This is a genomic window from Streptomyces sp. NPDC088707 (genome assembly GCF_044752725.1).
Taxonomy (GTDB): domain Bacteria; phylum Actinomycetota; class Actinomycetes; order Streptomycetales; family Streptomycetaceae; genus Streptomyces.
The window spans coordinates 346,959-368,046 of the sequence record NZ_JBIVLV010000007.1 but is presented as its reverse complement, the minus strand read 5'-3'; the positions used below and the strand labels follow the sequence as shown (position 1 = coordinate 368,046).

Sequence of the window (21,088 nt, the reverse complement as noted above, 5' to 3'; positions counted from 1 at the left end):
GGGCCGGACGGGCGACATCGGAGGGTGGCGTGCGCATGTCGCCACCCTCTGTAGCCAAGCCGTGACAGATAGTCCGATTATCGGTTGTACTGTCCGGCAAGGCTCCCTCCGGAGGAACCCCGCATGTCCGCTCGTACCGTCCGCCCTCTCGCCACGACCGCGGCCGCCGTTCTCACGTTCGGCGGCCTCGCCCTCGCGGGCGCGCCCTCGGCCTTCGCCGCTCCCGGCGACAGCGGGGACATCAAGGTCCACAGCGTCGGCACGCCCTCCGCGTCCCAGCGGGACGAACCGAGGGTCTGCAGGTTCTACCTGGCCGCCTCGGACTTCGAGACGCTCCAGCAGGTCAACTGGGCGATCTCACGCCAGCCGTCCGCCAACGGGCCCGCCCTCTCCGGGCAGCTCAGCCTCGCGTCCGGCGCGGGGCGGACGGATCCGCTCTCGCTGCCGAGCGGGCAGTACCGGCTCTCGTGGACCTTCCAGGGCCAGACCGTCGTGGTCAGGCCGAAGGCCTTCCAGGTCACGTGCCCCGGTGACGCCATCGCCAGCCCACCACCCACGGGCGGGAACGGTGGCGGCGGTAACGGCACGGGCGGGAACGGCCTCGGCCCGAACGCCGACGCCGACACCGACGGCGGCAACGGCGCGAACGGTACGAACGGTACGAACGGAACCGGCGGCAACGGCACGAACGCCACCGGCTCGAACACCACCGGCGGCAACGGCGACAGCTGGAACGGCGGCGGCAGCGAGAGCGGCGACAGCTGGAACAGCGGAAGCGGGAACAACAGCGGAAACGGCTGGAGCGGCCGGCCTCCGCAGGGCGCGGTCGGCGCGGGTGGCGGCGGAACCGCGCGGGTCGCCGCCGACGACTCCTCCGGCTTCGGCATCGGGGCGGCCGTCGCCGCCGGCCTCGCCGGCACCGCCGGTCTGGTCCTTATCCGCCGCTCGCGCCGCCGCGACAATGGCGCCGCGTAGGTTCTCGCGCCTCACGCGTCGTCAACGGCGCCTGTTCCGGCTCGCCAGGACCGTCACGGTCACCGTGGTCCTGGTGACCGGCGGCGTCTGGTGGGCCGGAGACGGGGAACCGGACGGTCCGGCCCTCGCCGCCGCCGCGGCCGCTCCCGCCCGGGCGGGAGCGGCGGTCGGAGCTCCGGCGGCCCTCGACCACAAGGCGACGACCGAGGCGAAGGCCGAGACGAAGCCCGAGGCGAAGACCGAGGCGAAGGCCGAGAGGAAGCCCGTGGCGAAGCCTGTGGCGAAGACCGAGACGAAGCCCGTGGCGAAGCCGCAGGCGAGGTCCACGGTGAAACCGGAGGCGAAGCGCAAGGCGGCGCCCCGTGCGACGCCGAAGGCCGTACCGTCGCCCCGGCCGTCGTCCCCGCCCGCGCCGCTGGCCCGTTCGCGTCCCGTCACCGTCGCCGTACCGGCCATCACCATCGAGGCCCCCGTGCTGGATCTCGGTCTCGACGGCGAAGGGCGGCTCGCCACGCCGCCGATCGACAACCCCCAGGTCGTCGGCTGGTACGCGAAGGGGGTCACCCCCGGTGAGCGCGGGACCGCCGTCGTCGTCGGCCACCGTGACACCCGCACCGGACCCGCCGTCTTCGTCAGCCTCGACGCGCTCAGCGCCGGCAACACCGTCCGGGTCGCCCGCGCCGACGGCAAGGTCGCCGTCTTCACGGTCGACCGCGTCGTCACCTATTCCAAGAGCGACTTCCCCGACAAGGAGGTGTACGGCTCCACGGGGCGGCCCGAACTGCGGCTGCTCACCTGCGGCGGAGCCTTCGAACCCGGAAAAGGCTACGAGGCGAACATCGTCGTGTTCGCTCACCTCACCGACATCGCCCAGCAGATCTGAACCACGGGTCCGACGGATCCCAGCCGCTCCGTCGGCCCCCTCCCCGCCGCGTCCGGCGGGCCGCACCGCCCGGTGCGCGCCCGCCGGACGCGGCGCTGTGCCGGGACGTGCCCGGCGGCTGTCCGGTCCTGCCGTGGACAGGGAGTGCGAGGGGGCGGCACGATCGGCTCGGGACTGAGACCGGGGGCACGTCCGGAGGCCCTGGCGCCCAAAAACTAACAGCGCTAGTTTGGGTGTCGAACCCGTCGGTAGTGTGAGGAGACATCGGATGAAGGCGCACGACGCGATGTACATCGGCGGGGAGTGGCGGCCCGCCGCCGGTCCCGACACGATCGCCGTCCTCAACCCCGCGGACGAGCAGGTCATCGCCCACGTCCCGGCAGGCACCGCCGAGGACGTCGACGCGGCGGTACGCGCCGCCCGCGCCGCTCTGCCCGGCTGGGCCGCGACGCCGCCGGCCGAGCGCGGCGCCCGGATCGCCGCCCTGCGCGACGCGCTCGCCGCCCGCGCGGAGGAGATCGCCGCCACCGTCACCGCCGAACTCGGCGCTCCGCCGCAGCTCGCCGCCGCCGTGCACGCCGGACTGCCGATCGCCGTGGCGGGGACGTACGCGGACCTGGCCGCCACCCACTCCTTCGAGGAGAAGGTCGGCAACTCCACCGTCTACGCGGAGCCCGTCGGCGTCGTCGCCGCGATCACGCCCTGGAACTTCCCGCTCCACCAGGTCGTCGCCAAGGTCGCCCCGGCCCTCGCCGCCGGCTGCACGACCGTCCTCAAGCCCGCCGAGGACACCCCGCTGACCGCCCAGCTCTTCGCCGAGGCCGTGCACGAGGCGGGCCTGCCGGCCGGCGTCTTCAACCTGGTCACCGGCCTCGGCCCGGTCGCGGGGCAGGCCCTCGCCGAGCACCCCGACGTGGACCTCGTCTCCTTCACCGGCTCCACCGCCGTCGGCCGCCGCATCGGCGCCCTCGCGGGCGGCGCCGTCAAGCGGGTCGCCCTCGAACTCGGCGGCAAGTCCGCCAACGTCATCCTGCCGAGTGCCGACCTCGCCCAGGCGGTCTCCGTCGGCGTTGCCAACGTGATGTCCAACTCCGGTCAGAAGTGCAGCGCCTGGACCCGCATGCTGATCCCCGCGGACCGGTACGAGGAGGCGGTGGCGCTCGCCGCGGAGGCCGTCGCCAAGTACGTCCCGGGTGAGCGCCTCGGCCCCCTGGTCAACGCCAAGCAGCAGGAGCGCGTCCGCGGCTACATCGAGAAGGGCGTCGAGGAGGGCGCCCGGCTCGTCGCCGGAGGGCCCGACGCCCCGCTGGAGACCGGCTACTACGTCTCCCCGACCGTCTTCGCCGACGTCACCCCGGAGATGACCATCGCGCAGGAGGAGATCTTCGGACCGGTCGTCTCGCTCCTCCGGTACGAGGACGAGGAGGAGGCCCTCGCCATCGCCAACGGCACCGTGTACGGCCTCGCCGGGGCGGTCTGGGGCGACCCCGAGGAGGCCGTCGCCTTCGCCCGCCGCATGGAGGCCGGCCAGGTCGACATCAACGGCGGCCGGTTCAACCCGCTGGCCCCCTTCGGCGGGTACAAGCAGTCCGGCGTGGGCCGGGAGCTCGGCGCGCACGGCCTCACCGAGTACCTCCAGACCAAGTCCCTGCAGTTCTGAGACGCCCATCGGCCCATCGGCCCATCGGCCCAGTGACCCACCGGCCCATGGCCCCATCGGCCCACGGGTGGCCATGGGCGCCACGGGCCGCACCGACGCCACCGGCCCCGCCGTTCCGCCCCGTCCACGCGACCCCCGAGGAGCACCGCACGTGAGCCTGATCCGCGCCGCCGTCCTGCCCGCCGTCGGCTCCCCGCTGGAGGTCACCGGCATCGAACTCCCCGAGCCGGGCCCCGGCCAGGTCCGGATCCGGCTCGCGGCCGCCGGTGTCTGCCACTCCGACCTGTCCCTCACCAACGGCACCATGCGGGTGCCGGTGCCCGCCGTCCTCGGCCACGAGGGCGCGGGGACCGTCGTCTCCGTCGGCGAAGGCGTCACCCATGTCGCCCCCGGCGACGGCGTCGTCCTCAACTGGGCGCCGTCCTGCGGCGGCTGCCACCCCTGCTCGCTGGGCGAGGTCTGGCTCTGCGCGAACGCCCTGGCCGGCACCGCGAACGTGCACGCCCGCACCGAGGACGGCACCGAGCTCCACCCAGGACTCAACGTCGCCGCCTTCGCCGAGGAGACGGTCGTCGCCGCGAACTGCGTCCTGCCCGTCCCCGACGGGGTGCCGCTCACCGACGCCGCCCTCCTCGGCTGCGCCGTCCTCACCGGCTGGGGCGCGGTCCACCACTCCGCCCGGGTCGGTGTGGGCGAGACGGTGGCGGTGTTCGGTGTCGGCGGGGTGGGGCTCGCCACGCTGCAGGCGGCCCGGATCGCGGGCGCCTCGACGATCGTCGCCGTGGACGTCTCCCCGGAGAAGGAGGCGCTCGCGCGCGCGGCCGGTGCGACCGAGTACGTCGTCGCCTCGGAGACCACGGCGAAGGAGATCCGGAAGCTGACGGGGGGCCAGGGCGTCGACGTGGCCGTCGAGTGCGTCGGCCGCGCCGTCACCATCCGTACCGCCTGGGACTCCACGCGGCGCGGCGGCCGCACCACGGTCGTCGGCATCGGCGGCAAGGACCAGCAGGTCACCTTCCATGCCCTGGAGATCTTCCACTGGGGCCGCACCCTCGCGGGCTGCGTCTACGGCAACTCGAACCCCGCCGTCGACCTGCCGGTCCTCGCCGAGCACATCCGCGCCGGGCGCCTCGACCTGAGCGCGCTCGTCACCGAGCGGATCAGCCTGGACGGCATCCCGGGCGCCTTCGAGAACATGCTCGCGGGCAAGGGCGGCCGGGCCCTGGTGGTCTTCCCCTGACACCGGGCGGCCAGGCCCACGCGGAAGCCCGTACCGACGTATCGGTACGGGCTTCCACGCGTCGCGACCCACTTCGCGTCGCGACCCACTTCGCGTCACGGATCGACGTCGCGTCGCGGCCCACTTCGCGCTTCGGACCGACGTCGCGTCACGGTCCACTTCGCTCCACGGGCCGGCGCCGCGTCACAGGTCCAGCACGAGCCGGGCGCCGCGCGAGCGCCCCACGCAGATCATCATGGTCGTCCCCGAGGCCTTCTCGTCCTCGCCGAGGACGGAGTCGTGGTGCTCGGGCGTCCCGGAGATCACCTTCGTCTCACAGGTGCCGCAGAAGCCCTCCTCGCAGGAGTACGCGACACCGGGGACCACCTCGCGCACGGCGTCGAGCAGGGTGCGGCCGGGCGGGACGTGCACGGTCCGGCCGCTCCGCCGCAGCTCCACCTCGAAGCCGTCATCGGCCCCGGAGACCTCTCCGGACCCCTCTCCCGGGTTCGCCCCCGGGTTCACCCCGGGCTCCCGCGCCGGCGCCGCCCCGAACCGCTCCGTGTGCAGGGGACCCGACCAGCGTTCCTCCACCGCCCGCAGCAGCCCCTCGGGCCCGCAGCAGTACACGGCGGTCTCCGCCGGAAGCCCCGCCAGGACGCCGTCCAGGTCGGGCAGCCCCGCCGTGTCCTGCGGGACGAGTGTGACCCCGGGGAGCGCGGCGAGCTCCTCGCGGTACGCCATGGCCGGCAGGCTCCGGCCCCCGTACAGCAAGGACCACGACCCCGGCGGAAGCGAGCGGACCATCGGAAGCAGCGGGGTGATGCCGATGCCGCCCGCGATGAACAGATACCGTTCGGCGGGCACCAGCGGGAAGCGGTTGAACGGGCCCCGCACCCCGAGGACCGTGCCCGCGCCGACGGAGGTGTGGACCTCCTCCGATCCGCCCCGGCCGGCGCGCTCCCGCAGCACCCCGAGCCGGTACGTGGTCAAGTCCGCCGGGTCCCCGCAGAGCGAGTAGTGCCGGACCGCCCCGGACGGCAGCGTCACCTCCAGATGGGCGCCGGGCTCCCACGGGGCCAGCTCGGCGCCCGTGGGATCGGCGAGCACGAGCCCCAGGACGCCCTCGGCCTCGGGGAGGACCGCCCGGACCGTGAGCCGGGCGGTGAGCGGGACTGTGGTGGACATCGTCACCTCGAGACTCGTGTCGGCGGCAGCAGCGGCTCCGGCCACACCCGGCACAGCACCCCGTACAGCACGGCGGCGACCGCGAAGGAGGCCGGCAGGCTCAGGTCGACCCCTCCCGTGAGGTCGGTCAACGGGCCGGTGTACAGCGGGTTGTTGACCCAGAGGACCCCGACGACCGAGCCGAGCGCGAAGGCCGTGGCCGCGCGCGGGTTGACCCCGCCGGTGTACCAGTACCGGCCGCCTCCGCCGGTGGTGAAGGTGCGCAGCGCCTCCGCGTCGTACCTGCCCCGGTGGAGCACGTACCCGACGAAGAGCACCGCCGCCCACGGGGCGACGACGGTGAGCAGCAGCGTCACGAACGCCGACATCGCGTCCATGGCGTCGTACACGACCGCACCGAGGTACAGCACGGCCGCCGCGAGCACCGCGACCACCGTGGTGACGGCGGCCCGTGAGGAGCGCCAGAACACGGAGTTGGCGGAGAGCCCGGCCGCGTACAGGCAGAGCCCGGCCTGCGGCAGGGTGCCCGCGAAGCCGAAGACGACCACCGCGACCGCGAACCAGCCGGGCACCGCGTCGGTCAGGCCCTGGAGCCACGGCTCGTCGGGGACGGGGAAGAGGGTCGTCACGTACGCGCCGGTGAGCAGCGCGGCGAGACTGCTGAGGAACATCGAGACCCCGCTGGCCCGCACGACCCTGCCGGTGGGTGTGGAGGCGGGCATGAAGCGGGTGTAGTCGCCCTGGAAGGTGGCGTACGACAGGGGCACGGTGGCGGAGGCGGTCGCCGCGAGCAGCCAGGTGTGCAGGGTGCTGTCGAGCGCGAGCGTCCCGCCGGCGTAGCCCGCGTCGAAGTCCGGGGCGAGGACGAGCACGGTACCGAGGAGGACCGCGCCGCCGGTGACGGCGGTGACCTTGTACGTACGGACGAGGGTCTCGTGGCCGCGTACGGCGACCAGCGCGACCGCGGCCGCCGTCACGAACATCGCCGCGGTCAGGGCGCCGGGGCCGGTGGGGGTGGAGAACAGCCGGTGGCCGGCGACCATCACGGCGGTGCCGCCCGTCCAGACGGCGATGGCGAAGAAGCCGAGCGCGGTCACCACCGTGAGGACGTTGCCGACGACCCTGCCCCGCACGCCGAAGTGCGCGCCGCTCGACACGGGATCGTTGGTGCCGGTACGGACGCCGAAGCGGGCGAGCGGGGCGAGCAGCGCCGTGCCGACGGCCACGCCGACGGCGATGGCGCTCGCCGAGGCCCACCAGCCGAGGCCGAAGACGACGGGCAGCGCGCCGAGCACGACCGTGCCGAAGGAGAACTGTGCGGAGGGCCAGATCCAGCCGAAGTCGCCCGGGGTCGAGGTGCGTTCGGCCTCGGGCACCGGTGCGATGCCGTCGTGGTCGACCGCCGCACGGGGCGGCGTCGCGGTGGACGCCGCCCCGGTCGGTGTGGTGGTCATGAGGCGCCCCCGGACGGGGCGGAACCCGGGACGGCCGCTTCGGTGGCGGCCGCCGCCCGGCTGTCGTGGGTGGGGTCGCGCTGCTCGGGAACGCTCAGGTCCCCGGGCAGGACGTCCACCACGCGGATGCCCGCGCACGCCGCTCCCGCCAGGCGCTCCCCGCTGGTCAGGTCGAAGGTCGTGTGGTGCAGGGGGCAGGTGATGCGCAGCCTGTCCCCGTCGACCCTGCCGTACTTGAGCCGGCCCCCGCGGTGGGGGCAGACGGCGGCCGCGAGGACCTTGCGGCCGCCGACCTCGACGAGGACCAGGTCCTCGGTCACCTGGCGGACGGTGGGTTCGTCGGAGCCCCGCCGCCGCCCCGCGGGCACGGCCGTCATGCGACGGTCTCCCTGGCTCGTGCGACGGCCGCCTCCGTGGCCGTGCCGACGATGTCGGAGGCCAGTCGCACGCCCGCCCAGATCTTCGCCAGGTCCGGCTCCTCGAGCGCGCGGATCGCCGTGCGCATATGACTGCTGTGGTACGAGTCGATGTAGAGGTGCTCGGTGTAGTAGGCGTCGTGGGTGATCCCGAGCCGCCGCGCCGCCCGGGCGAAGCTCTGGAAGGCGTACAGCACACTGGTCTCGAAGTAGGCGTACGCGCCGAGGAAGTACTGGGGCGAGGGGGCCCGGCTCGCCAGCCAGTGGAACATGTTGACGTAGGCGAAGCACTCCGGGACCGTCTCGTCGAGGTAGTCGTCGAGCCGGAGGCTCAGGCCGAGTTCGGTGAGCAGGTCGCGGTAGAGCTGGGAGTGCGCCTTCTCCTCGTTGCCGCAGCCGAGTTCGTCGATGAGGACGCGGAAGACCGCCATCGCCGAGCGGTAGGGCAGCCGGGGCACGACCGGGAGCAGCGACTCCGACTCGGTGAGACCGTCGAGCGCGAACTGCCGCACCACGAACTTGAACTGATCGAGCGTGGCGTGCTCGGCGAGGAAGGTGGCGCTCTCCGGGAGCGACGCCTCCTCCTCGGCGAGGAACTCCTTGAGGGCCTGCAGGAGTTCGCCGGGTGAGCCGAACCGCGGCGCGGAGGCCTCGTACGCCCGCGCCTTGGGCAGGATCCAGCGCTCCTCGATCGCGGTCATCGACCCGTAGTCGCCGAGGTTGGGGACCCGCCGGTAGAGGCTGTGCAGCTCGCGCTGGGAGGTCGCGGCCGGTGCGGTGATCGAGTGCGCGGCCACCGGGACGGAGGAAGGGGCGGACGCGGAGGGAGCGGCGGGGGTGGTGCTCATGCCGCCTTCGCCTCCTCGTGGACGGTCGGCGAGGCGATCACGCCGCGCCGGTGCAGTTCCTTCTTGACCCAGCGGTACCAGTCGTCCTTGAAGACGCCGTACCGCTCGCAGACGGTGTTGATCTCCGTCTGCCGGTCGGGGGTCGGGTCGACCAGCATGGCGTTGCACAGCGAGGGTTCGAGGTTGGCCAGCGGGCCGATGAAGCCGTCGATGCCGCGGGCGTCGACGAGGAGGTTCTCCCAGCCCTCGAAGACCGGGATGCCGGTGCCGGCCTCCGCCATGTTCCGGGTGAAGGCGGCGTCGCCGCTGGACTCCTTGATGCCGACGATCCCCGGGATCTCCTTGCAGATCCGGATCAGGGTGTCGAACTCGATGCGATTGCCCGAGAGCGCCTCCTCGTTGTAGAGGAAGATCGGGATGTCGAGGGCCGCGCGGATCGCCTTGTAGTGCTCGACGATGTCGTCCTGCGTCACCTCGGCGCCGAACGGCGTGGTGACGACGACGGCGTCGGCGCCGATCGCGGCCGCCGTACGGGCCCGGTCGATCACCGCGTCGGTGTCGGGGAGCTGGATGCCGGCGAGGACGGGCAGACCGCCCGCGTGCCGGACGGTGTACGTGACGACGTCCTGCCACTGCCGCGCGTCGAGCTTCCAGCCCTCGCCGGAGGTCAGGGCCGGCATGAAGCCGTTGACCTCGGCGCGGATGTGGTCCAGGAGACGGACGACGCTCGGCTCGTCGACGACGCCGTGCTCGTCGAACGGGGTGATCAGCGGGACGACGGTCCCGGAGTAGGTGCCAGGCATGAGTGGGGTGCCCTTCGGAACGACTTCAGAGGGTTTCGGAGACGACCTTCAGGACCAGCGACCGCCGGTAGAGGTCCTCCAGGTACGCCGGGAACGACGGCTCCTCGCCGAGGGCGGGAGCACCGGCCGGGACGAGCGGGGCCAGCGGTACGACGGGCAGGCCGGCCGCCGCCCGGACGAGCCGGGGGCTGGCGGTGTGGAGCACGCCCCCGCGGCCGATGACCTGGGCGAGCAGCAGGCGTTCATGGGCGGGCAGACCGTCGAGCGCGGGCTCGGCGAAGGCCCGGCGGACGTCGTCCTCGGAGTAGGCGATCCGGTCCATGGCCAGGTCCGTGTGGAGGACGTCCATGAACGGGTAGTACTCGTCCTGCAGTTCCCGCTCGTAGCCCCACACGAGGTCGTCGCAGCGGCCGACCTGCTCCCAGCTCATGACGACCCCGCCCGCTTCCCCCGCGGCCAGCCGGCCGGCGAAGAAGGCCTTGGCGGCCACGCGGACCGCGTCGTCCTTGCTGTGCATGCCCATGAACGTGGTGGCGTCGATGAACACCACCGGGTCGGTGTCAGCCGGCATAGCGCTCGAGCACCTTCCGCATCCGCTCCATCGCGCCGGCGAACAGCTCCGGCTCGCGGGCCAGGGCCAGGCGCACGAAGCGCTCGCCCTTCTCCTTGGTGTTCCAGTAGAAGAACGTGCCCGGCAGGACGTACACCTCCTCGTCGAAGAGGACGGCCTGGAGCTGGGTGGCGGTCAGGTGCTCGGGCTTGATGCGGAACCAGGCGACGCTGGTGCCGACGACCGGCTCCTGGAACTCCAGGATGGTGCCGCTGAGGGCGTTGCGGGCGGCCTCGCCGTTGGTGCGGATGATGTCGCGGACGGAGGCGAAACCGTCGGTGATGGAGTCCTCGACGTACTGCGTGACCATGTTGAGGACGAACGGCGAGACGTTCAGGAGGACGCTGGTGTGGAGGTTGTAGACCTCCTCCTGGATGTTCTGGCTGGCCGTGATCATGGCGCACTTGGCGTCCTGGATCGGCCAGGTCTTGCCGGTGTCCTCCATGACCATGTACGTGACGCCGGACTCCTCCAGGAGCCGGTAGATGTCCACCCGCCCGATGCCCTCGTCACAGAGTGCGAAGGACGCGAAGCAGAAGTCCATCACCAGGACCTTGTCGTGGTCCACGCAGTAGCGGACGACCTCGCGGAAGCCTTCCAGCTTCTCGGCGAGCAGGGTGAACCCGGTGGGGTTGTTGGGGTCGACGAGGTAGATCGCGTCCGCGGTGATCTCCTCGACGAGGCGCTCGTAGATGGAGTCCTTGTCGTGCAGCGCCGACTCGGCGAACGGGGCGATCGGCACCTGCATGTTGCGCAGCAGGTCGACCAGGTTGTCGAAGCAGGGCTCGACCAGCTGCACCGACATCCCGCGCTGCTTGAGGAACATGCCGGCGACCATGGTCGACACGCTCGCGGAGTACGAAAGGAGCGTGCGGCCCATCGCGCGGGCGGTGGGCTGCTGGTGCAGCCTGAAGAAGGCGTCCAGGAACTGGCGCTCGAAGTGCGCCTGCTGCTTCGACTCGGACTCGTGCCACAGCTCCGGAAGCCGCGAGACGATCCGCTCCTGGGAGGTGGACTGACGCTGGTGGGTGTGTGCGTCGGCCAGGTTGAACCGGGTCTTCAGGGCTTCGATCTCGTGCTGGGTGAGGTCGACGAACGTGCTGACGTCTGCCTTGTCGGTCAACGACATGAAGAACTCCCGCTGTCGATACGAATCTCCGTCCGGAATTCCGGCGGCGTGAATGACTGTAGGAGCTTCGAGCGGCCTTGCGAATAACGGCCGGGTCACGCAATTAATAATCACCGCGATGTTCTGCCGGCGAAAAAAAGGAACGACGGCCAGGCATTCCTCGTAAAGGAATGCCTGGCCGTCGTTCCGGTGGTGCGGCCGCTTTCGGCGGCGTATTCAACTATTCAGTGGCGGCCTTCAGCAGGATGTCCTCGAACACCTTCGGGTCGTCCGAGCCGATCACCGGCCAGCCGATGCCGTAGGCGCCCTCCCAGTCCACCTCGATGCCGGGGTTGGCGTGGTCGGAGCCGTCGGGCAGGAACAGGTGGGGGCTGCAGTCCACCCGGTCGCTCGCCGCGAGCGCCGCCTGGTCCGCGAGCGACCGGCGCGCGCGCCCGTCGTCCAGGGCCTCGGCGAGGGCGTCGACGTCGACGGCGCCGGTCTCGGCGGCCACGTCCAGGATCACCTTGCGGTGGCTGATGCAGCGCGATTCGGCCCAGAACGCCCGGCGCAGCCCGAGGTCGAGCTGCTCCGAGGCGCGCAGGCTCTGCTCCTTGGCGGCGAGTACCGCCTCCAGGGCGGGCAGGGTCGTCGACGGGTAGAGCCAGTCCTTGGCCTGCCACAGCTGCCAGCCGGCGGCCGGCTCCAGGCTGGCCATCCGGGCGACCTCGCTGTCCGTGCCGGGGCGCGGGCTCGGGGCGTCGTTGAGCAGTTCGAGGGGGAAGGCGCGCAGGTCGAAGGCGACCTGCTCCTCCAGGCCGAGACGGGCCCGGGTGGTGTGCAGCCGGTGGATCGCGATGTGCGCGAAGGAACACCAGATGTCGGAGAAGACGGTGACGACTCCGCGCGGCGGCGTCAGGTCGGCGGTGGTCGGGTCGGACATGGTTCTCCTCGGTTCGTGCGGGGGTCTCAGGCGGCGGGGGGCTCGACTGCGTCGAGCGCGGCCTCGAGGTCGAGGTCCGCGCCGGGCAGCCAGGCGGGCAGGGAGGGGATGCGGGCCATCGCCTCGAAGAGCCGCGGTACGGCGGCCTCGCGGACGGTCGGCCCGTGGGCGCTCAGCAGCTTCGCGGGGCGCAGGGCGGCCAGTTCGTGCACCGGCCGGAGGAATTTCGCCTCGTCGACCAGCGCGGTCCACGGGGCTATCGCCCGGTTCAGGACCTCGAAGCCGTGGAAGAATTCTTCCTCGGAAAGGTCGGCGAACTCGTTGCTGATTTCCTCGACGACGGTTCCGAAACTGTCGGAGCTGTAGAGCGTTCCATCGGAATGGTCGAACACGGCGAGAGTTCCGGGTGAATCGAAAGTGGGCGGCCGGTGAAAACTGAGCTCACGGTCGCCGACTTTCACACGGCTTCCCGGGTTGGCGGTGACGACCCGGTCCTGCGGAATGCTGAACTCTTCGGATATTCGCGTCAGCGATATGGCGTTGGCGAGGACCTTCGCGTTCGGCGCCGCCTCCAGGATCCGGGCGAGGGCGCCGGTGTGGTCGCGGTCGTCGTGGGTGACGACGACCCAGCGCAGATCGGCCGGCTCGATCAGCGACCAGAGGGAGTCCAGGAAGCCCTCCCGGTCGACGGGCATGCCGGTGTCCACGAGGATCGGCTGGCCCGACCGGAGGAGGAAGGCGTTCACCGGCTGGTCGCCGAGGCCGGGGATGGGCAGTGCCGAGGGGAGGACGTGGAGGTCCGGCCCGGCGGTGTAGGACGCTTTCATGGCACACCTTTCATGACGCACCGTGCGGGCCGTGGCCCCCGGGCGGCCCCGGGGGCCACGGGGAGTGCCGGCCTCGGTCAGACGAGCTGGATGGTCAGGGAGCCGGCGATCAGCAGGGCGAGGCCCAGGGCGCGCGGCTTCGTGAGGGAGCGCTGGGGGAGCTTGAAGAGGCCCTTGTGGTCGATCAGGGCCGAGGTGAGCTGCTGCCCGGTCACGGTGAGCGCGATGGTCACCGCGGCCCCGATCTCGGGGATGAGCAGGAAGGTCCCGGTGACGTAGGCGGCGGCGCAGGCGCCACCGAGCCAGCCCCACCAGGGCATCTTCTTCAGCGGGGCGATCTTGGGCTTCGGCGTCTTCCGGGTCGCGTACAGCACGAGCAGGACGACGGCGATGGTGAAGGTCGCCACCGCGAAGCTGATCACGGCGACGGTGACGGGCTGCTTGAGCTGGGCGCGCAGCTGGGCGTTGACCGCGCCCTGTACGGGCAGCACGGCTCCGGCGACGATGCCGAGGGCGAGCCAGCCGGCGCGGCCGGCGCTCGACATCTTGGGGGCGCCGGGAGGGGCCGCCGCCTTCATGCCCCGGATGATCACGACGATGCCGGCGAGCACGGCCACGGCGCCGATGACGATCCCGGCGCTCAGGTCCTGCTTCTCGAGGCCGAGGAGGCCGAAGAGGTCGAGGGCGAGCGAGGCGAACATCTGGCCGGTGACGAAGAGTCCGACGGCGGCGAGGGCGCCGAGCCGTGGGAAGAGCAGGATGCCGCTGGTGATGTAGAGCGGACTGGCGAGTCCGCCGAGCAGCTGCCAGGGCTCGACGTCGGGCAGTTTGCCGAGCGCGCCGAGCGCTCCGGCCGCCACCGCGAGCACGGTCAGCAGACCGGTCGCGACGCCGAGCTGGATGGTCGAGGCGCCGTACGGGGTGCCGACGGCCGAGTTGAGCTGGAGGTTCACCGAGGCCTGGACGGCCAGGAGGCAGCCGACCAGCAGGGCCGCGGCGAGGAGCGCGGTGTGCATCTGGATCTCCCTGGGGCGGGATGGCGAGCGGATAAGTGGACACTGAGTCCGTTTAGCATGCCACGGGACATGGCAAACGGACAAGGTGTCCACTTAGCTCCAGGGGAAGTAAGGTCTGGTCCATGAGCGACGAAGAGCAGCGGGGTCGTGGAGCCGCCTCCGTCCACCGGGTCGGCGGGCTCCTCGGCGATCTTCAGGCCGCGGACGACCAGCCGGTCGCCCCGCGCAGACGCGCGGACGCGGAACGCAACCGTGCCCAGATCCTGGCCGCGGCCGAGCAGCTCTTCGCCCAGCAGGATCCGCGGACGGTCACCATGGACCGGATCGCCAAGGCCGCCGGGGTGGGCCGGGCCACGCTCTACCGGAGCTTCCCCGATCCCTCGTCGGTCGCCGTCGCGCTGCTCGACGAGCACGAGCGCCGGCTCCAGGGCCAGCTCATCTACGGCCCGCCGCCGCTCGGCCCCGGCGCACCCGCGGGGGAGCGACTGGCGGCGTTCTACCTGGCGATGCTCGATCTCCTGGAGCGGCACCTGCCACTGGCCCTCGGCGCGGAGACCGGTCCCGCGCGCTTCCGGACGGGCGCGTACGGCTTCTGGCGCGTGCACGTCCGCACGCTGCTCGTCGACCACGGGATCCAGGACCCGGACCCGCTGATCGACATCGCGCTCAGCCCGCTGTCACCCGAGCTCTACCAGTTCCAGCGGCACGAACTCGGCCTGTCGACCGAACGCATCGGCCGCTCCCTCGCCGACTTCGCGCGTCAGCTGCTGCGTTCGGGGGAGTGAGACGGGGCGGCGCGCGGCGCCGGCGGCCCGCCGGACACCGCCCGCCGGGACGCCCGCGCGGCTAGGCGCCGTGCCGTCTACCGGCCGGGTGGACCAGGCCCGGGAGGATCAACTTCCAGATGCGGTCGAGCCGTTGCTCGGCGGGACCGTGCAGGGCGCCGCTGTCGGCGCTCCGCGGGTCCTCGGCGGGCCAGCACTCGTCGGACGGGCCGTTCGGACAGCGCATCTCCAGCTCGACCCCGGTGATCACATAGCCGATCAGCGCGGCGACCGCCGTCGCGTCCACGCCGGGACGCAGGGCCTTCTCGGCCTCCGCGTAGCGCGCCAGGCGCGCCACCTCGCGCCGCCAGGGGCAGTCCCGGGAGAACCCCGGGTCGGCTAATTGGAGCTCCCGTGCGAGGCGTTCACCGGCGCGCGCCGTCGGATCGGTCTCGAAGAGCCGTATCAGCGCGTGCGTGGCGATCACCAGCTTGTCGATCGCGGTGCCGCCGACGCCCTCCGTGGACAGGCATGCCGACTCGACCGTGATCCGGGTGGCCGCGTGGGCCCGCCCGTGGACCGCCGTCGCGAGCTCCGCCTTGGTCGCGAAGTGGAAGACGAGCGCGCCGGTCGTCACCCGGGCCTCGCCGGCGATCCTGGCGAGTGAGGCCCGCTCGTACCCGTGTCTGTCGAACACCCTCGCGGCTGCCGACAGGATTTCCTGTCTTGTACGTTCCGCCCGCTGCTGAATCGCCATGACTCCCCCGTCGGCTTGCGAGAAGGTGCCGGAGCGTGATGTTCCGGCCCCGCGCCTGTGACCGACTCGAAACTATCCGGCCGAGGGGCCACGAAACGTGTCCTCTCGCCCCACCGGCCGAAACTGGGGCTTGACGGGCATCTCCCCTCCAGGTCGCGGGCGCACACCCGGCGTCGGAGGCGCGTGAAGTGTCCGGAACCGGAGCCATGCCCTGTCAGGTGGATTCAGCCGTTCCGGCGCCGGCGGAGGTCCGCGCCCGTGAACGGGATACAGCCACACCCGCCAGGCACAGCGCGCCCCCGGCGAGCGTGAGCAGCCCCGGCAGCTCGCCGAGGAACAGCCACGCCATCAGCACCACCAAGGCGGGCACGGCGTACGTCGTCGCGCCCATCCGCCCCGCGGTCGTACGGGCCAGGGCGTAGGCCCAGGTCGTGAACGCGAGCGCGGTCGGGAACACCCCCAGATAGACCATGTTCAGAGTCGCCGGCAGCGGGGCCCGGCCCGCCTCGTCGACCAGCTGCCCCGCGAACGGCAGACAGGCCACCGCCCCCACCAGGCACCCGAACGTCGTCACCTGGAGCGCGCTGCCGTGGGCGAGCGCCGGCTTCTGCGCCACGACCCCGCCCGCGTACGCGATCGCCGCCAGGACGCAGAGGAGGACGCCGAGCAGCGAGGCGTGCGCGCCGGAGGAGGCGCGGGACATCGAGAGGCCCACGACCACCGCGCCCGCGAAGGAGACCGCCATGCCCGCGAGCAGCCGCGGCGGCAGGGACTCCTTCAGGAAGCGGGCGCCGAGCAGCGCGATCAGGACCGGCCCGATGTTCACCACCATCGCCGCCGTGCCCGCGTCGACCTCCTGCTCGCCCCAGTTGAGCACCACCATGTAGACCCCGAACCACAGGAGGCCGGAGACCAGGATTCCCGGCCAGGCCGCCCGGGGCGGCAGCCCCTCCCGCCGGATCAGCAGGACGGCTCCGAGGACCAGGGTGCCGGCGAGCAGCCGCCCGAGCGCGAGTGCGCCGGGGGAGTAGGCCTCTCCCGCGCTGCGGATGGAGACGAAGGCGGAGGCCCACAGGACGACGGTGACACCGGCGGCGGCGAGGGCGAGCCGTGAGGATTGCTTCTGCATGGGTCGACCGTAGGGCGCGGACCCTTCGGCGCTCACCGCAATATCCCCGGGGCCGGGGCCGGGGTCGGGACCGAGGTCGGGGCCGGGGCCGGGGTCGGGGCCGAGGTCGGGGCCGGGGCCGGGACCGGGGTCGGACCCGCTCGTGGGCCCAGGTCCGCTCCCGCTCCCGCTCCCCGTCCGGGGGACGCCCTGCGGCAGCGGCCTCATCGCAGCTCCTCCGGCGCGATCCCCAGGTTCGCGTACAGCGCGCTCTCGCCGCGCCCGGTCACCTTCACGGCCCGCTCGGATCCGATCCGCACGCACCACGCCTCGTCCAGCGCGTGCCGGCACAGCGCGGCGCCCGCGAGCCCCGCGAGGTGCGGCCGGCGCTCGGTCCAGTCGAGGCAGCCGCGCGCGACGGGCCGCCGCCCCCGGCGTACGAGCGGGATGCCCAGCTCGTCGAACCAGGCAAGGCCCCGGTCCGTGAGCGCGAACCCGGTGTCCTGGCGCAGCAGTCCGCGGACCGTCATCGCCTCGGTGATCGCGATGCCGAGTCGCCCGGCGAGATGGTCGTAGCAGGTCCGGCCCCGGGCCATCGCCCGGCCGGCGCTCGCGGCGCCCAGCGAGCGGGGCGGCGGGGGCACCGCCGGTTCGGACCGGGCGGCCAGGTCCTCGACCAGATGCGCGATCCCGGGGTCGGCGAGGCGCACGTACCGGTGGCGGCCCTGCCGTTCCTCCGCGAGCACCCCGCCGGTGACGAGCTTTCCGAGGTGCTCGCTTGCGGTGGACGGGGCCACGCCCGCGTGCCGGGCGAGTTCCCCGGAGGTCCAGGCCCGCCCGTCGAGCAGGGCGAGCAGGAACGCGGCGCGGGTCTCGTCCGCGAAGAGCGCCGCGAGCGCGGCGAGGTCAGAGGCTGCCATGCCTCCACCCTCCCGCACTCACCCTTCGGCGGTGGCCGAACTGTTCCACGGGGCGGAGGGGCGGGCCGCGGGCCGCGCCGCGGACTGGCGCACCTGGGCCTCGTACTGGAGCCGCAGCCCGTCGAGCAGTGCCCGCAGGCCCGTGGCGAACGCGCCCTCGTCGACCTTCTGACGGTGCTCGGCGAGGCGGTGCGCCTGCCCGAGGTGAGGGTAGTCGGCCGGGTCGTAGGCCGCCTCGTCGTCGACGAAGCCGCGCGCGAAGGAGCCGAGGGCCGAGCCGGTGATGAAGTACCGCATCAGCGCGCCGATGGAGGTGGCCTGGGCCGGTGGCCAGCCCGCGCGGACCATCGCGCCGAAGACCGCGTCCGCGACGCGCAGGCCCGCCGGGCGGCGGCCGGGGCCCTGGGCGAGGACCGGGACGATGTGCGGGTGGTCGGCGAGGGCGGCGCGGTAGGAGACGGCCCAGTCGTGCAGCGCCGTCTGCCAGTCGCGGCCGTCGTCCTCCGCGAACATCGACAGGTCGATCTTCGCGCTCACCGCGTCGGCGACGGCGTCGAGGATCTCGTCCTTGGTGCGGAAGTGGTTGTAGAGCGAGGGACCGCTGACCCCGAGTTCGGCCGCGAGCCGCCGGGTCGAGAGCGCGTCGAGGCCCTCCGCGTCCACGAGCGCGCCCGCCGTCTCGACGATGCGGTCTCGGCTGAGCAGGGGCTTGCGCGGTCGGGCCATGGCGCACATAGTAGGCCTGCACCATGAAAACTAGCAGTGGTAATTAAACGGTCGGGTGAGGTGGGCGCCGCATGAATCTGGAACTCAGCGAGGAGCAGGAAGCCGTACGGCGGCTCGCCGAGGACTTCGTCGCCCGCGAGGTCGCCCCGCACGCCGTGGCGTGGGACCGCGCCGAGGAGGTGGACCGGGCGATCGTGAAGAAGCTCGGCGCCGTCGGCTTCCTCGGACTCACGATCCCGGAGCAGTACGGCGGCTCCGGCGGCGACCACCTCGCGTACTGCCTCGTCACCGAGGAACTCGGCCGCGGCGACTCCTCCGTGCGCGGCATCGTCTCCGTCTCGCTCGGTCTGGTCGCCAAGACCGTGGCCGCCTGGGGCAGCGAGGAGCAGAAGCGGGAGTGGCTGCCCCGGCTCGCCTCCGGCGAGGCGCTCGGCTGCTTCGGCCTCACCGAGCCCGGCACCGGATCCGACGCGGGGAACCTCGCCACCCGGGCCGTGCGCGACGGCGACGACTACCGCATCAACGGCACCAAGATGTTCATCACCAACGGCACCTGGGCCGAGGTGGTGCTGCTCTTCGCCCGCACCCGCGACACCCCCGGCCACAAGGGCGTCTCCGCCTTCCTCGTCCCCACCGACACCCCGGGCCTCACCCGTCGCGCCATCCACGGCAAACTCGGCTTGCGCGGCCAGGCCACCGCCGAACTCGTCCTCGAGGACGTCCGCGTCCCCGCCGCCGCGATGCTCGGCCCCGAGGGCAAGGGCTTCACCGTCGCCATGTCCGCCCTCGCCAAGGGCCGGATGTCCGTCGCCGCCGGCTGCGTCGGCATCGCCCAGGCCGCGCTCGACGCGGCCGTCCGGTACGCCGGGGAGCGCGAGCAGTTCGGCAAGCCCATCGCCTCGTACCAGCTCGTGCAGGAGCTGATCAGCGACATCGCCGTCGACGTGGACGCCGCCCGGCTGCTCACCTGGCGGGTCGCCGACCTGATCGACCGCGGCCAGGACTTCGCGACCGCCGCCTCCAAGGCGAAGCTGTACGCCTCCGAGGCCGCCGTCCGCGCCGCGAACAACGCCCTCCAGGTCTTCGGCGGCTACGGCTACATCGACGAGTACCCGGTCGGGAAGCTCCTCAGGGACGCCCGCGTCATGACCCTGTACGAGGGCACCAGCCAGATCCAGAAGCTCATCATCGGCCGGGCGCTGACGGGGGTCTCCGCGTTCTGACCCCGTCCGGGTCCACCGGCCCGCCCTTCTGAGTACCCGGCTGAGTACGAGGACGGATGTGGCACCGGCCACATCCGCCCGATGCTGTGCCCATGAGTGACACACCGGTCAAGCAGCAGAACACCGCCGCCTACTACGCCCAGGCCGTCGCCTCCTTCTCGCTCGCCCTCGGGGCCGTGGCCATCGGCATCTACCAGCTGGAGGCCAGCGCCTGGGTCCGCGCCTTCCTCGCCGTCGCGGTCCTCTACCTCACCACCTCGTCCTTCACGCTCGCCAAGGTCGTCCGCGACCGCCAGGAGGCCGGGCAGATCGTCAGCCGGGTCGACCAGGCCCGTCTCGAGAAGCTGCTCGCCGAGCACGACCCCTTCCAGAAGCTCTGACCGCCCGGCGGGTCCTGAGCTGCCACGCCCGGTCTCTAAGCGCTTGCTCACCCTCGTTGGTATGGTGAGCGTCCTGACGGGGTCCGAGAGGGAGTGTGGGATGAGCGCGGCGGAGGAGACGCCCGGGGGCGAGGACATGCCCTGGGGCGAGGTCACGCCCGAGGCGGCCCGGCGACTGCTGGTGGCCGCCGTCGAGGCGTTCGCCGAGCGCGGTTACCACGCCACCACCACCCGGGACATCGCCGGCCGCGCGGGGATGAGCCCGGCCGCGCTCTACATCCACTACAAGACCAAGGAAGAGCTGCTCCACCGGATCAGCCGCATCGGTCACGACAAGGCCCTGGAGATCCTCCGGGCCGCGGCCGCCGGCGAGGGCACGGCCGCCGAGCGCCTCGCGGACGCCGTGCGCTCCTTCGTCCGCTGGCACGCCGAGCGCCACACCACCGCGCGGGTCGTCCAGTACGAGCTCGACGCCCTCGGCCCCGAGCACCGGGCCGAGATCGTGGAGCTGCGCCGCCGGTCCGACGCGGCGGTGCGCGGCATCATCGACGAGGGCGTGGCGGCGGGGGAGTTCGACGTGCCGGACGTCGCGGGCACCACGGTCGCCGTGCTCTCGCTCTGCATCGACGTCTCGCGCTGGTTCAACGCCCAGGGACGCCGGTCGCCCGACGAGGTCGGCGCGCTCTACGCCGACCTCGTCCTCAGGATGGTCGGCGCTCAGAAGTAGTAGCGGGAGACCGACTCGGCGACACAGACCGGCTTCTCGGAGCCCTCGCGCTCCACCGTCACGGCCGCCGTCACCTGCACGCCGCCGCCGGCCTCCTCGACCTTCGTCAGGACGGCCGTGGCGCGCAGTCGCGAGCCGACCGGCACGGGAGCGGGGAAACGCACCTTCTCCGTGCCGTAGTTGAGGCCCATCTTCATGCCCTCGACCCGCAGCACCTGCGGAACGAACAGCGGGAGCAGCGACAGGGTCAGATAGCCGTGCGCGATGGTCGTGCCGAACGGACCGGTGGCCGCGCGCTCCGGGTCCACGTGGATCCACTGGTGGTCCCCGGTCGCCTCGGCGAAGAGGTCGATCCGCTTCTGGTCGATCTCCACCCAGTCGCTGTGCCCCAGCTGTTCGCCGACCCCCGCGCGCAGCTCCTCGGCGGAGGTGAAGATCCTCGGCTCGGCCATGTTCCTGGTCCCTTCTGGTCCGGCATACCCCACCTGGTACGGCATACCCAACGGTCGGTATCTAAGCGCTTGCTCAGCATG

23 protein-coding genes are annotated in these 21,088 nt (G+C 72.4%); 8 read left to right on the top strand and 15 right to left on the bottom strand.

The genetic code is table 11. The annotated features are described in order from the left end of the window. The first annotated feature begins 123 nt into the window (after window positions 1-123). From ACIP84_RS23125 to ACIP84_RS23110, 4 genes are all read left to right on the top strand, one after another. Window positions 124-975, top strand: a complete 852-nt coding sequence (locus ACIP84_RS23125; RefSeq protein WP_401799846.1) for a hypothetical protein — start codon at window positions 124-126, stop codon at window positions 973-975. 73 nt (window positions 976-1,048) lie between these two features. Beyond that, the gene (locus ACIP84_RS23120) at window positions 1,049-1,858 is read left to right on the top strand and encodes a class F sortase (protein ID WP_401799845.1); all 810 of its coding nucleotides are present in this window, start codon (window positions 1,049-1,051) and stop codon (window positions 1,856-1,858) included. A 268-nt stretch (window positions 1,859-2,126) separates the two neighbouring features. Next, the gene (locus tag ACIP84_RS23115) at window positions 2,127-3,518 is read left to right on the top strand and encodes an aldehyde dehydrogenase family protein (protein ID WP_401799843.1); all 1,392 of its coding nucleotides are present in this window, start codon (window positions 2,127-2,129) and stop codon (window positions 3,516-3,518) included. A 157-nt stretch (window positions 3,519-3,675) separates the two neighbouring features. Continuing rightward, window positions 3,676-4,758: a Zn-dependent alcohol dehydrogenase gene (locus ACIP84_RS23110; protein ID WP_401800042.1), complete on the top strand. Its 1,083-nt coding sequence runs from the start codon at window positions 3,676-3,678 to the stop codon at window positions 4,756-4,758. A 183-nt stretch (window positions 4,759-4,941) separates the two neighbouring features. Here the strand turns inward: ACIP84_RS23110 and ACIP84_RS23105 are convergent, their stop codons facing one another. The 10 genes from ACIP84_RS23105 to ACIP84_RS23060 form a co-directional block, all read right to left on the bottom strand. Next, a complete protein-coding gene (locus ACIP84_RS23105; RefSeq protein WP_355959357.1) occupies window positions 4,942-5,925 on the bottom strand; it encodes a PDR/VanB family oxidoreductase in 984 nt (327 codons plus the stop codon). 2 nt (window positions 5,926-5,927) lie between these two features. Beyond that, window positions 5,928-7,379, bottom strand: coding sequence for a purine-cytosine permease family protein (locus tag ACIP84_RS23100; RefSeq protein WP_401799840.1), 1,452 nt, complete (start codon window positions 7,377-7,379; stop codon window positions 5,928-5,930). After that, the gene (locus ACIP84_RS23095; RefSeq protein WP_355959354.1) at window positions 7,376-7,756 is read right to left on the bottom strand and encodes a Rieske 2Fe-2S domain-containing protein; all 381 of its coding nucleotides are present in this window, start codon (window positions 7,754-7,756) and stop codon (window positions 7,376-7,378) included. The genes ACIP84_RS23100 and ACIP84_RS23095 overlap by 4 nt, the downstream gene beginning before the upstream one ends. Further along, window positions 7,753-8,643 carry an iron-containing redox enzyme family protein gene (locus ACIP84_RS23090; protein WP_401799838.1) on the bottom strand — a complete coding sequence of 297 codons (891 nt, stop codon included), beginning with the start codon at window positions 8,641-8,643 and terminating at the stop codon, window positions 7,753-7,755. Before ACIP84_RS23090 ends, ACIP84_RS23095 begins: the two co-directional genes overlap by 4 nt. Next, window positions 8,640-9,446 (bottom strand): dihydrodipicolinate synthase family protein, encoded by an 807-nt coding sequence (locus ACIP84_RS23085; protein ID WP_383583938.1) that lies wholly within the window; start codon window positions 9,444-9,446, stop codon window positions 8,640-8,642. Before ACIP84_RS23085 ends, ACIP84_RS23090 begins: the two co-directional genes overlap by 4 nt. Window positions 9,447-9,471: 25 nt before the next feature. Then, the gene (locus tag ACIP84_RS23080) at window positions 9,472-10,017 is read right to left on the bottom strand and encodes a DUF6190 family protein (RefSeq protein WP_401799836.1); all 546 of its coding nucleotides are present in this window, start codon (window positions 10,015-10,017) and stop codon (window positions 9,472-9,474) included. Further along, the gene (locus ACIP84_RS23075; RefSeq protein WP_355959349.1) at window positions 10,007-11,185 is read right to left on the bottom strand and encodes an aminotransferase class I/II-fold pyridoxal phosphate-dependent enzyme; all 1,179 of its coding nucleotides are present in this window, start codon (window positions 11,183-11,185) and stop codon (window positions 10,007-10,009) included. The genes ACIP84_RS23080 and ACIP84_RS23075 overlap by 11 nt, the downstream gene beginning before the upstream one ends. A gap of 220 nt (window positions 11,186-11,405) precedes the next feature. Next, on the bottom strand, window positions 11,406-12,107 hold the full coding sequence (locus tag ACIP84_RS23070; RefSeq protein ID WP_073915220.1) for a DsbA family protein: 702 nt from the start codon (window positions 12,105-12,107) through the stop codon (window positions 11,406-11,408). A 26-nt stretch (window positions 12,108-12,133) separates the two neighbouring features. Beyond that, window positions 12,134-12,934 (bottom strand): MBL fold metallo-hydrolase, encoded by an 801-nt coding sequence (locus ACIP84_RS23065; RefSeq protein WP_355959347.1) that lies wholly within the window; start codon window positions 12,932-12,934, stop codon window positions 12,134-12,136. 77 nt (window positions 12,935-13,011) lie between these two features. Next, window positions 13,012-13,950, bottom strand: a complete 939-nt coding sequence (locus tag ACIP84_RS23060) for a DMT family transporter (RefSeq protein ID WP_189833334.1) — start codon at window positions 13,948-13,950, stop codon at window positions 13,012-13,014. 122 nt (window positions 13,951-14,072) lie between these two features. Between ACIP84_RS23060 and ACIP84_RS23055 the strand changes: the two genes are divergently transcribed. Then, entirely contained in the window at window positions 14,073-14,735 is a 663-nt protein-coding gene (locus tag ACIP84_RS23055; RefSeq protein WP_355959345.1) for a helix-turn-helix domain-containing protein, read from the top strand. Between the two features lie 61 nt (window positions 14,736-14,796). Here ACIP84_RS23055 and ACIP84_RS23050 read toward each other — a convergent pair whose 3' ends face one another. The 4 genes from ACIP84_RS23050 to ACIP84_RS23035 all read right to left on the bottom strand — a co-directional run bounded on the left by ACIP84_RS23050 (window position 14,797) and on the right by ACIP84_RS23035 (window position 18,225). Beyond that, a complete protein-coding gene (locus tag ACIP84_RS23050; RefSeq protein ID WP_355959344.1) occupies window positions 14,797-15,471 on the bottom strand; it encodes a TetR family transcriptional regulator in 675 nt (224 codons plus the stop codon). A 214-nt stretch (window positions 15,472-15,685) separates the two neighbouring features. After that, window positions 15,686-16,600, bottom strand: a complete 915-nt coding sequence (locus ACIP84_RS23045; protein WP_401799830.1) for a DMT family transporter — start codon at window positions 16,598-16,600, stop codon at window positions 15,686-15,688. Between the two features lie 203 nt (window positions 16,601-16,803). Beyond that, window positions 16,804-17,499 (bottom strand): ArsR/SmtB family transcription factor, encoded by a 696-nt coding sequence (locus ACIP84_RS23040; RefSeq protein ID WP_401799829.1) that lies wholly within the window; start codon window positions 17,497-17,499, stop codon window positions 16,804-16,806. Window positions 17,500-17,517: 18 nt separating this feature from the next. Beyond that, window positions 17,518-18,225: a TetR/AcrR family transcriptional regulator gene (locus ACIP84_RS23035; protein ID WP_401799827.1), complete on the bottom strand. Its 708-nt coding sequence runs from the start codon at window positions 18,223-18,225 to the stop codon at window positions 17,518-17,520. Between the two features lie 71 nt (window positions 18,226-18,296). Between ACIP84_RS23035 and ACIP84_RS23030 the strand changes: the two genes are divergently transcribed. The 3 genes from ACIP84_RS23030 (at window position 18,297) to ACIP84_RS23020 (ending at window position 20,555) form a co-directional block, all read left to right on the top strand. Then, on the top strand, window positions 18,297-19,448 hold the full coding sequence (locus ACIP84_RS23030; RefSeq protein ID WP_401799825.1) for an acyl-CoA dehydrogenase family protein: 1,152 nt from the start codon (window positions 18,297-18,299) through the stop codon (window positions 19,446-19,448). Between the two features lie 92 nt (window positions 19,449-19,540). Next, window positions 19,541-19,828: a YiaA/YiaB family inner membrane protein gene (locus ACIP84_RS23025; RefSeq protein WP_055601809.1), complete on the top strand. Its 288-nt coding sequence runs from the start codon at window positions 19,541-19,543 to the stop codon at window positions 19,826-19,828. A 100-nt stretch (window positions 19,829-19,928) separates the two neighbouring features. Continuing rightward, the gene (locus ACIP84_RS23020) at window positions 19,929-20,555 is read left to right on the top strand and encodes a TetR/AcrR family transcriptional regulator (RefSeq protein WP_355959335.1); all 627 of its coding nucleotides are present in this window, start codon (window positions 19,929-19,931) and stop codon (window positions 20,553-20,555) included. On the opposite strand, the gene ACIP84_RS23015 is transcribed toward ACIP84_RS23020, so the two are convergent. After that, on the bottom strand, window positions 20,546-21,007 hold the full coding sequence (locus ACIP84_RS23015) for a MaoC family dehydratase (RefSeq protein WP_055601811.1): 462 nt from the start codon (window positions 21,005-21,007) through the stop codon (window positions 20,546-20,548). The genes ACIP84_RS23020 and ACIP84_RS23015 overlap by 10 nt on opposite strands. Window positions 21,008-21,088 lie beyond the last annotated feature (81 nt).